Genomic DNA, 6,914 nt, shown 5'->3' on the forward strand with positions numbered 1-6,914 from the left:
CCGTGGGGGGTGTGTCGGGGCGGGCCCGCAATGCCCGCAGCACGTCCAGTACCTCGGTGGTGGTGCCGGAACGGGTGATCGCCAGCACCCGGTCGTAGTGGCGGCCGGCGGGGAACTCGGAGGCGGCGAAGGCGTCGGTCTCGCCGTGGCCGCCGGCCTCCCGCAGAGCGGCGTAGGACTGGGCGACGAACCAGGAGGTGCCGCAGCCGACAACCGCCACCCGTTCGCCGCGCCGGGGGAGCGCGGCGGTGTGGTCGGAGACCTCGGCTGCGGCTTGTCGCCAGGTCGCCGGCTGGGAGTTGATCTCGACCGAGGTGCGGGAGGTGCCGGGGGCGGGCATGCGGTGGCTCCTTCGGGCGGGGCGTGGACGAGCGGGTGCGGAGGCGGATGATCCTGCGTGTTTCTGCGCGAGAGAGCTTCTCGTGCGCAGCTTCACGCAAGGTGTGTTCGCGGTCGAGTATCCAGCAGTGGCGGTTCGGGGTCCAGGTGCGCACGTCGTCAACCGGGTCGGGTGCCCGGCGCGCCCACTAGTATCGGGCGGACGCCGGCCGGGTACTCCCGTGCCACGGGCAGTGCGAGGAGTCCGAAGCCCATGTCGATGTCCAAGCCGGAGCGATGGCAGACGCTGCTCGAACGCCTCGCCGAGGACGGGAGGTTGGACGTCGAGGAGGCGGCGGGCGTACTGGGGGTGTCCAGTGCCACCATCCGGCGCGACCTCGACGAGCTGGCCGAGCAGCAGATGCTCGTCCGGACGCGGGGCGGTGCCGTTGCCCACGGAGTCTCCTACGAGCTGCCGCTGCGCTACAAGTCGACCAGGCGCGCCGCGGAGAAGCGGCGCATCGCCGCCGCGGTGGCCGACCTGATCGGCGACAACGAGGTGGTCGGTCTCAACGGCGGGACGACGACCACCGAGGTCGCGCGTACGCTCGCGCACCGCGCGGGCGCGGGTGGGCGCGAGGGTGGGAGGGCCGTCACCCCGCCCGGTTCGCCGGTGCTGACCGTGGTGACGAACGCGCTGAACATCGCAGGCGAGTTGGCGGTCCGGCCGCACATCAAGACGGTCACGACCGGTGGTGTGGCCAGGCCGCAGACCTACGAGCTGGTGGGGTCGCTGACGATGGGCGTGTTGAGCGAGGTGGTGCTCGACGCCGTGGTGCTCGGCGTCGACGGTGTGGACGCCCGGCTCGGTGTGATGGCGCACCACGAGGACGAGGCGGCGGTGAGCCGGCTGTTCGTCGAGCGGGCGCAGCGGGTGGTGGTGGCCACGGACTCCTCCAAGCTGGGCCGCCGCGCGTTCGCCCGGATCTGCGGACTCGACCGGGTGGACGTGCTTGTCACCGACACGGGTGTGTCGGAGGAGGCGGCGGCCCGGCTCGGGGAGGCCGGCGTGCGGGTGGTGAGTGTGTAGCTGACGCCCTCAGCGGGGCTCAGGGGGGCTCACCGGGTCGCGGCGGCCGGCATGTCGGAGGGGCGGGAGTCCAGGCCGGGGCGCTTGTTGACCCACGAGCCCCTGGTGAAGTCAGGTACGGGCACCGGGCGTCCGCCGGCCCGCAGCGACGCCGCGCTGAGCGGGATCGGCGCGCACCACACGGCCGAGTCGTACACGTCGATGTCGGGTACGAGCCCGGCTCGCATCTGCTGCACGGTGCGCCACTGGAGGATGTAGTCCATGCCGCCGTGGCCGCCGTTGTCGGCCGCGTCGTCGCCGACCTTCTTCCACAGCCAGTGGTCGAACTCCGTGCGCAGCCGCTCGAAGTCCCGCCAGCGGTGGTCGGTGTGGTCGGGTTCGAGGTAGACGCGTCCGCCGGTGCGCGAGGTGCCGGCGTAGTCCTCGAAGATGCCGCGGGTGCCTGCGAGGCTGTTGATCCTGCTGTACGGGCGGGGCGAGCTGACGTCGTGCTCGGCGCGGATGATCCGGCCCCGCTGGGTCTCGATGAGGCAGGTGACGAGGTCCCCGTTGACGTAGGTCTCCCGCCAGGAGGGGTGTGACCTGGGGACGTGGCGGGCCCGGTAGTCGGCGAGGCCGCGTGCCTCGGTGGCCGTGGCGCGCAGGGTGGTCATGCGGTCGCCGCGGTTGACGTCCATGGCGGCCGCGATGGGGGCGAGGCCGTGCATGGGGTAGAGGGAGGCGATGCTGCGGGTGTGCCACAGCCGCCGCCAGGAGTCGGTGTAGTAGGTGTCGGAGAACAGCAGCGCCCGCAGGTCGTGCAGGTAGCCGCCATGCCCGTTGGTGACGTCGCCGAACAGGCCCTCGTGCGCCATCCTCAACATGGCCAGTTCGTTGCGCCCGTAGGAGCAGTTCTCGGCGAGGAAGAGGTGGCGGCGGGTGCGTTCGGAGGTGTCGACGAGGTCCCACAGCTCGTGGAGTTCGGTGGCGACGGGGAGTTCGACGATCGCGTGCTTGCCGGCGAGCAGGGCGTCGCGGCCCTGCCGGTGGTGGAACTCCCAGGGGGTGGCGATGTACACGAGGTCGATGTCGTCCCGGCGGAGCATGCGCCGGTAGGCGTTGTCGTCGCCGCCGTACACCGCGGGCCGGGGCTTGCCGGCGGAGACGAGGCGGTCGGCGGTCCGCTCGGCCCGCTCGGTGCGGACGTCGCAGACCGCGGTGACGACGCCGCCCGGCACGACGGACCAGCCCGTTGTCATCCCGGTTCCGCGTTGGCCGAGGCCGACGACGGCGACGCGGACCGTGCGGTGCGGCTCGTACGGGACGCCGATCATCGACTTCTGCCCCGGCCGGTGGGGCCGCCAGCCGGACGTCGTCGCGGGTTCGACGGCGTCCGCGGCGAGAGCCGGCGGGGCGCCGACGCCCACCACTCCGGCCGCGGCCGCCCCGGTGGCCAGGGCACCTCCCAGAACCGAACGTCGTGACACCGCGGACTTCTCCGGCATGGCTGAGCACCCCTTGCGAAAGGACGTGGACGGATCTGACGGATCTGGCACCGAGGACCGTGCTGGGGCCGTGCTGAGGCTGTGCTGAGAACTGCGTGCGCTCCGGGACTACCAGGCGACACGACTGTCCCGGCGTGACGCGTGCGTGTCAATACCTGTTTGGAAAACGCGAGTTGAGAGCAGAAACAATCAGGGTCCGAGCGGGGGTCCCTCGCTCGGCGCGCTCAGTCCTGGCGGGAGAGGGGGTCGCGCAGCTCGGCGCGGAGGCGTGCGGTGGCGGCGACGGGGAGGCCGCAGGAGGCGTAGCGGAGCTGGTCGGAGCGGGCGGCGACGAGGTCGAGATCGTGGAGCTGGCGGCGCAGTTCCTCCAGCGGGGCCTTCTCCGGGTCGCCGAGCAGCGAGGCGCCCTGGGAGCCCGGGCCGTCCGAGGGGTCGGCGGGGTCGGCCGGCCCGGCGGGGCCGGCGAGGTCGGCGAGGTCGGCCAGGTACTCGACGTGCTGGGCGACCGCGTCGACGGCGCGCATCCCCGCCCAGACGGCGAAGTCGGCGCAGCCGTGGAGGTGGGACGCCGCGGCGTGCAGCACGGCCGTGGCGGCGGGCTCGTCGGCGTCGTCCGGGCCGTCCTGCCCGTCGTTGTGGAAGTAGTCGCTCAGCAGGTACTCGCCCATGCCGCGCTTGACGGCCGTGAACGCGGCCGTGTCGCCGAGGGCGGCCTCCCACACCGCGTCCAGCAGCGGGCGCAGGCCGATGGTGAAGGGGGAGCGCTGCTCGGGCGGAAGGGACTCGTGCCGGCGCATCAGCCGTTCCGCCACGCCGGCGGCGAAGACGGTCCGCTCACCGGAGGACGCCGCCGTCAGCCGCTCCCGTACGTCCGACGCCAGCCGCTGCCACTCGTCCATACCGCCGCCCTCGCCGTACCTCGGCGAGCTGCTGCCCGCCACCTGCGATCATCGCACCGTGACGCGGGTCGGCACAGACCAGGATCGGCCGAGCGGTGGAAGGACGCGGCCAGCGGCGATTCAGAGCGGGGAACGTATGTACCAGGACCGCCGTCCGGTTCGTCGAGTGCGCCCACAGGGCGGGAACGGGGAGATGACAGGTGCTGTCGGAGACGGTGCACAGGACCGATGACATACCGGTGGCCGAAAGGCTCGACTGGTGGAGGGAGTTGATGGAGCAGACGATCGCGCCGATGGAGGTGACCAGCGAACGGGAGACGGAGTTCAGCGCGAACCAGCGGCTGCTCGAACTGGGTGAGTCGTCCGTGTGGCCGACGACGGTGGGGCCCTCGCGCTATCGCCGGACCGAGCGGATGATCCGGCGTTCGGACCCTGAGAGGTACCACCTGACGCTGCTGCTGCCGGGCTCCGCGCCGTTGCGGGTCATTCACGGCGAGCACGACGACCTGCACGACGCGCCCGGGGTGTATGTGATCGACACCTCGGTGCCCTCGGAGGTGCGGTCGGTCGGGGACGGAGTGCTGGTGGGCGTGGGGGTGGAGGTCCCGAAGGTGCTGCTGCCGGCCGTGCCGGGCAGGCGGACCGACTCGCTGCTGGGCCTGCCGATGAGCGGACAGAACGGCTTCGGCGGCCTGCTCGCGCAGTTCCTGCTCTCGGTGAGCACGGACACCGACCGCTACCGCCCGGCGGACGCGGGCCGGCTGGGCACGGTCCTGCTTGATCTTGTCTCCGGGCTGTTCGCGCAGTACCTGGACGCCGACAGGATGCTGCCGTACGACACCCGGCGGCGGAACCTGGTGGTCCGGATCCGTGCGTTCATCGAACGGCATCTGGGTGACCCCCGGCTGACTCCCGGCACGGTCGCCGCCGCCCACCATCTGTCCACCCGCCAACTCCACCGGCTCTTCGAGGGGGAGGCGCTGACGGTCGCGTCGCTCATCCGGCACCGGCGCCTCGAACGGGTTCGGCGGGACCTTGCCGACCCGGCGTGCCGGACGACGCCCATCCACGTGATCGCGGCGCGGTCGGGGTTCCGCGCCACGGCGCATTTCAGTCGGGCGTTCCGCGCCGAGTACGGGATGCCGCCGAGCGAGTACCGGTGGCGGGCCCTGGAGGTCGGCGCGCTGGGGCAAGCGTGTGTCGCCGAGAATCAACGACACGACGCACCGCTTCCGGAAGCCTCGGGGATGCCGGGAGCCCGGGTGGCCGTCTTCGGACACTGAACTCCGTGCTTCCGGGCGTCACTTGTGGCGCATACCCCACGCGACCGGAAAGAAACGGGGACAACTCGTGCGCGGATTCGGAAACCAGAGGCGGGCCTTGGCGGGCCTGGCCCTGACGCTGACGGCGACACTCGGCGGCGCGGTGCTCACGGCGCCGACCGCCGCCGCCGCACCCTCCAAGGCGGAGCTGCGCAAGCAGGCGGACCGCTACATGAACATGACCTACAACGACTACCACAAAGCCAGGAAGACGGGCCCGTTCAACTTCAAGAACAACGGCTGCTCGGTGCCGGGCAACAGCTACGCGCCGTTCAAGGTCACCTTCACGAGGGCGTGCAACCAGCACGACTTCGGCTACCGCAACTACGGCGGCAACGGGCTGAAGCTCAGCAAGACGAGGTCGACGAAGGACTGGATCGACCGGCGCTTCCACCGGGAGATGCTGCGGGCCTGCAAGAACAGCAACTGGAACAAGAAGTCGTGTGAGACGGCTGCGGCCGCGTACTACAGCGCCGTGAGCATCGGCGGCGACAAGGCCTTCTTCGGCTGATCCCGCAGGCACGCGCACGGGTCTCGCTCGCGCGCACGGGTCCGCCGCACCGGCCGGGTGCGGCGGACCCGCTGTCATGCGCGGTCGCGGCGCGCGGTCAGCCAGCTGACAGCGTCCACACGGCGTGGGCGAGGGCGTCGCTGTTGCGGTCCAGGGCGGTGGTGTTGATGTTGCCCGTGTTGTCGCAGACGGAGTGGTAGCACGGGTCGAACGGGCGGCCCGCCTGTCCGCCCCACTTCTGTGCCTGGGCGGCGGTCTTCGTCCGGCTCGCGCCGGTGAACAGGCCGCCGACGGGTACGCCGACCCGCTGGAAGCTGGCGTGGTCGGAGCGGCCGCTGGCCTCGGTGGCGGGTTCGGTGGCTATGCCGCGGTCGGCGAACCACTGGGTGAAGACCTTCTCCAGCGCGGGGTCGTCGTTGTAGACGAAGTAGCCGGCGTTGGGTGAGCCGACCATGTCGAAGTTGAGGTAGCCGCTGAGGCGGTTGAGTTCGGCGCGCGGCAGGGTGTTGACGTAGTGGCGGGAGCCGACGAGGCCGAGCTCCTCGGCGCCCCACCAGGCGAAGCGCAACGTCTTGTCCGGTTTCAGGTTCGCCCGGGAGACGGCGAGGGCGGTCTCCAGCACGGCGGCGGAGCCGGAGGCGTTGTCGTTGATGCCGGCGCCGCGGGTGACGGAGTCCAGGTGCGCGCCGGCCATCAGGACGCGGTTGGAGGCGCCCGGCCAGTCGGCGACGAGGTTGTATCCGGTGGCGCCGTTGGTGGTGAAGCTCTGCACGGTGGTGCGGAAGCCGGCGTCGTCGAGCCGCTTCTTGACGTAGTCGACGGAGGCCCGGTAGCCGGGCCGGCCGTGGGCGCGGTTGCCGCCGTTGGCCGCGGCTATGGACTCGAAGGCGGTCAGGTGGGCCCGCACGTTGCCGATGGGTATGTCCGGCGCGGCGGTGGTGTGGAGCGCCGGTGCTCCGGCGGGGACGAGTGCGGGTGCCGGGGCGGCGGAGGCGGGGAAGGCGGCGAGGGCGCCGGTGAGGAGCGCGGCGGCCAGGCCCGTGCCGAGGGCCTTCCGTCGCCTGGATCGTGGGGGCATGACAGGCATGTGGGGGAGCCTCCCAGGTCGTTTTGACGTGGGCATGATGCTCTTCCCGGCTGTGAGGACTGTCAAGGCGCCGGTCGGTGGCCGGTTTCCAGTGTCCGCCCAGCGAACGCACTCCCGCATCAGGAGTTGACGCCCACCCCGCCCGTGCCGCCAGGCGCGGGTCACCGCTCCGCGGGCGCCCGCCGATGTGACGCGTTCCCGAC

At 71.8% G+C, this 6,914-nt stretch carries 6 protein-coding genes and 1 pseudogene; 3 read left to right on the plus strand and 4 right to left on the minus strand.

The window, feature by feature from the left end:
• Positions 1–340 (minus strand): SIS domain-containing protein (locus tag GL263_RS18175; protein WP_369123515.1); only part of this gene is annotated, 340 nt, incomplete at its 3' end.
• 258 nt (positions 341–598) lie between these two features.
• On the opposite strand from GL263_RS18175, the gene GL263_RS18180 reads away from it, so the two are divergent.
• Entirely contained in the window at positions 599–1,408 is an 810-nt protein-coding gene (locus GL263_RS18180) for a DeoR/GlpR family DNA-binding transcription regulator (protein ID WP_182856784.1), read from the plus strand.
• Between the two features lie 29 nt (positions 1,409–1,437).
• Here GL263_RS18180 and GL263_RS18185 read toward each other — a convergent pair whose 3' ends face one another.
• Complete coding sequence (locus GL263_RS18185) at positions 1,438–2,892, minus strand: Gfo/Idh/MocA family protein (protein WP_182856780.1); 1,455 nt, start codon at positions 2,890–2,892, stop codon at positions 1,438–1,440.
• 224 nt (positions 2,893–3,116) lie between these two features.
• Positions 3,117–3,833, minus strand: a complete 717-nt coding sequence (locus GL263_RS18190) for a hypothetical protein (RefSeq protein WP_182856781.1) — start codon at positions 3,831–3,833, stop codon at positions 3,117–3,119.
• A gap of 158 nt (positions 3,834–3,991) precedes the next feature.
• Between GL263_RS18190 and GL263_RS18195 the strand changes: the two genes are divergently transcribed.
• On the plus strand, positions 3,992–5,074 hold the full coding sequence (locus GL263_RS18195) for a helix-turn-helix domain-containing protein (protein WP_182856782.1): 1,083 nt from the start codon (positions 3,992–3,994) through the stop codon (positions 5,072–5,074).
• A 67-nt stretch (positions 5,075–5,141) separates the two neighbouring features.
• A complete protein-coding gene (locus GL263_RS18200) occupies positions 5,142–5,624 on the plus strand; it encodes a phospholipase A2 (protein ID WP_182856783.1) in 483 nt (160 codons plus the stop codon).
• Positions 5,625–5,724: 100 nt separating this feature from the next.
• Here GL263_RS18200 and GL263_RS18205 read toward each other — a convergent pair.
• Positions 5,725–6,702, minus strand: a pseudogene (locus tag GL263_RS18205) (M28 family metallopeptidase); the annotation flags it as partial.
• Between the last annotated feature and the right edge of the window lie 212 nt (positions 6,703–6,914).

Source organism: Streptomyces durbertensis (assembly GCF_014156695.1).
Taxonomy (GTDB): Bacteria; Actinomycetota; Actinomycetes; order Streptomycetales; family Streptomycetaceae; genus Streptomyces; species Streptomyces durbertensis.